5 protein-coding genes are annotated in these 3,023 nt (G+C 69.2%); 3 read left to right on the top strand and 2 right to left on the bottom strand.

From position 1 onward, the window contains the following. Nucleotides 1-288: 288 nt before the first annotated feature. A complete protein-coding gene (locus ACFC0D_RS38355) occupies nt 289-489 on the top strand; it encodes a DUF5958 family protein (protein ID WP_376446702.1) in 201 nt (66 codons plus the stop codon). Then, complete coding sequence (locus ACFC0D_RS38350) at nt 489-686, top strand: DUF5958 family protein (protein WP_376446705.1); 198 nt, start codon at nt 489-491, stop codon at nt 684-686. Before ACFC0D_RS38355 ends, ACFC0D_RS38350 begins: the two co-directional genes overlap by 1 nt. A 141-nt stretch (nt 687-827) precedes the next feature. Here ACFC0D_RS38350 and ACFC0D_RS38345 read toward each other — a convergent pair whose 3' ends face one another. Next, complete coding sequence (locus tag ACFC0D_RS38345; RefSeq protein ID WP_376446699.1) at nt 828-1,235, bottom strand: amphi-Trp domain-containing protein; 408 nt, start codon at nt 1,233-1,235, stop codon at nt 828-830. Between the two features lie 173 nt (nt 1,236-1,408). Next, entirely contained in the window at nt 1,409-2,293 is an 885-nt protein-coding gene (locus ACFC0D_RS38340) for a bifunctional DNA primase/polymerase (RefSeq protein ID WP_376446696.1), read from the bottom strand. A 342-nt stretch (nt 2,294-2,635) separates the two neighbouring features. Here ACFC0D_RS38340 and ACFC0D_RS38335 point away from each other — a divergent pair, with 342 nt between their 5' ends. Continuing rightward, on the top strand, nt 2,636-2,944 hold the full coding sequence (locus ACFC0D_RS38335) for a hypothetical protein (protein WP_376446693.1): 309 nt from the start codon (nt 2,636-2,638) through the stop codon (nt 2,942-2,944). The last annotated feature ends 79 nt before the right edge of the window (nt 2,945-3,023 follow it).

The raw sequence follows: 3,023 nt of genomic DNA, 5'->3' as shown, positions 1-3,023 counted from the left end.
AACTCCGGCGCACAACCGGTCGCACCACCCGGCGCACTCTGCCGATCGGGTGACGGGCCCGAGTAACGGCCGTTCTGCACGTTTCTTCGCACAACTGACACGCACTCGAACGTGGAAGCGGCGCTGCGGCGAAGTGCTGAGCGCCACGCGTACATCCGGGGCCATGAGATCGCCGGGTTCGAGGGGGCAGATCACTGGCGTGCGCGACGATGTGCGGCTCGCGGGCGGTCGTGGGCGTACCGTCGGCCTGATCGCATGGGGCGGGAGGCTGTGTTGTACGCACATGAGGTGATCCTGAACGAACTCGCGCAAGGCCTCAGACCGACGGCTGAGGGTGTCGAGTGGTTCGAGGGCCTTTCGGAGGTCGACCAGCGCAAGGCCTTGCACACGCTGGTGCTGTTCTGTGGTCAGGCTCGTGCGCGCGAGGACGATGTGCCGGAGAGCATCGCGCGCTCTGGCATTCGCCCCACACACACACGCCTGCGGTGATGCTCACGAAGTGGCGCTTCGGGATGGAACACCTTCCCGCTTACGAACTCACGAAGTCGTTTCGCCTGCTCGTCGCCCTTTTCGGCATAGCCGACACGCGCCGACGGGCGCTGCACTGCGCAGGCGGATGCGGTCACGAGTGGCACAACTTGTCAGCCACAAGATCCAACCTAGGGGCTGCCGATGGCGCGTCCTGACGTTGGCTCCCTCAGTGGCGCAAGGCGCACTGCGGCGCGGCAGTCTCGGCGGCCGGGCTGACCGACGTGACCAGGCGCGATGCTCGGGGGCCGTCGGCATGTCAGGACGGTCGGTTCCGAGGCTGTGCGCCGCAGCGTGGATCAGGTCGTCTTCTTGGCGGGCCTCTTGGCCGTCCTCGTTCCGGTGGTGCCGGTGGTTCGTGCCGGCTTGGTGGACGTGCTCTTCGGCTTTCGGGGGGTCGTCTTCTTGGAGGGTGCGGTCTTGGTCGTCCGGGTCGCCTCGCTCTTGGCGGTCCCGGCCTTCGAGGGTGCCGTCCGGGATCGACCTGTCGACCAGGTGAGTTCGATCTCCAGCTCGATCTCCCCGTCCTCGACCTCGATCTCCACCTCGCTCTCCAGGTCGTCGGGGATCCGCAGGCTCAGGCTTCCGAAGCCGAGTTCCAGTTCGGCCTCCCCGCCCTTACGCAGCGCGTCCGCGAGCGCGGTGAGCTGGTCGGCCGCTTCGAGGCGCGACAGCGAGCGCTTCTGCTCCAGCTTGAGGTCCGTCATGGTGACTCCGGTCGGCAGAAACAGTGGGTCGAATCAAGTCTGCTGCCAGACATCGAAGGGGACATCTCGAAGCCCGCCCGATGCGCCGCCCGATGTGCCGCCCGATCTGCCGTCCGAAGCCGGACGGATGACGGCCGCTCCGTGAAGGAGCGGCCGGTGCCCTCGGCGTCGGGTCAGTGGGCGGTCAGGCGGGCCGCCGACATGATCGTGGCCCGGGCCTCGCGTTCGGTCAGGCCCGTACGGATCGCCGCCGTGGTGAGCTCGTCCGTGAGCGTTTCGCCGAGGCCGTTCTCGTAGGCCCGGCAGGCCGCCCAGAACAGGCGCGTGTTGCGCTGGCCCTCGTGGGCCGTCAGGACGAAGTGGACCAGGCCCCGGCCGTGGCGAGTGCCGCGACGTGGGCCGGTCGGGTCGTCGTCGGGGCGTGGGGGTGGTGTGGGGGGCGCGATCAGGCTCAGGAGGGCGCGTGGGCAGGGGGCCGGGTCGAGATTCGCGCTGCCCGGAGCCAGCCGGTACGCACCCTTGGCGGTCACCGAACCAGGTCCCACGAGGTAGCCGCCGGCGCCGCGGATGTCGATGCCGGGGGCGAGGCGGCTCGCCGAGTTGGGGACCACGACGCCCGGCGGGCCGGTCAGCCACAGATGGCGGCCGCCGCTCGGGGTGAGCACCGTGACCGTGGGCGGAAGGGTGAACAGGTGCTGGAGCGCCAGGTGGCGCAGCTCGGCCGTGGCGTCCGCGGGTGCGTCCGAGTGGGTCACGTCGAGGTCGACGCCGATGAGGTGGTGCGGCGGGCGTCCGCACGCGATGCCGTAGCCGGTCGCCCAGGGGGCGGCGGCGAACAGCGCCCGTACGGCGGCGGGGTCGGTGGTCGCGTCGTGCACTCCGTGTCCCGGCCGGCCGCATTCCCCGTGGCAGGGGGCCGGGCGCGGGTCGTCCCGGTGCAGTGAGCGCAGGGCCGGGAGTTTCGTGGCGGACAGGGGGATGACGGGGAGCCCGCGCTCTGCCGCAGACAGGGCGTGGGCCAGGGCCAGGGTGGCGGAGCGCCGGTCGGAGGTGGCCATGGACCCAGTTTCGTACAAGCGTTCGAAGAAAGGAAGAGGGGCGGATTGGCTGAAAATCTGCCGGAACGCTTCCTCCCTTGCCGTGGCGCGGATCGCGGTGGCGTGACCTCGCCATAGGGGCGGTGAGCTGGGCTTTTGAGTGCGTGAAGGGGGTTTATCGACTTGTCCTCACGCTTGAGGGGGAATCAGTCGCTGAAGGGTGGTTCGCCGGGGATTGCGTGGGCAACTCTGGAGTCGCGACGTCGAGCACAACGACCGAGGCGGTCGGCCAACTGCCTTGGAACAAGCCGTATTTGAGTGCTTCCGCACTTCAGCCGCAGTTCCGTTTCTGGAGGAAATGACATGGCAAGCATCCGTACCGCCCGCGTCCTCGCCGCTGCTGCCGCCCTGCCCCTGGCTGCCGCGCTCTTCAGCGGTGTGGCGCACGCCGACAACGGCGGCTTCGCGGACGACGGATCGAACACGAGCGTCGCCAGCATCATCGGCAGCGGCGTGGGTGGCGACAACTTCGGCAATTCGACCACCACGCAGCAGGTGGCCACCGGCTCCGGTGCCTCGAATCAGAACAACACCGCGAGTGTGAACGGCTCCGGATTCACCTCCATCGGCCAGTCGAACTCGGTCGTCAACTTCCATCCCTGGTGGTACTAGCCGGCAGTTGGCGGGGTCCGGCCCGACGGGGGGCATGACTGAGGGGTGAGCGGCGGCCCGCGCGGCGGCACTTCGGTGC

Origin of the sequence: Streptomyces sp. NPDC056222 (genome assembly GCF_042264065.1) — a bacterium.
Classification (GTDB): Bacteria; Actinomycetota; Actinomycetes; order Streptomycetales; family Streptomycetaceae; genus Streptomyces.
This window is presented reverse-complemented; position numbering and strand designations above follow the sequence as displayed.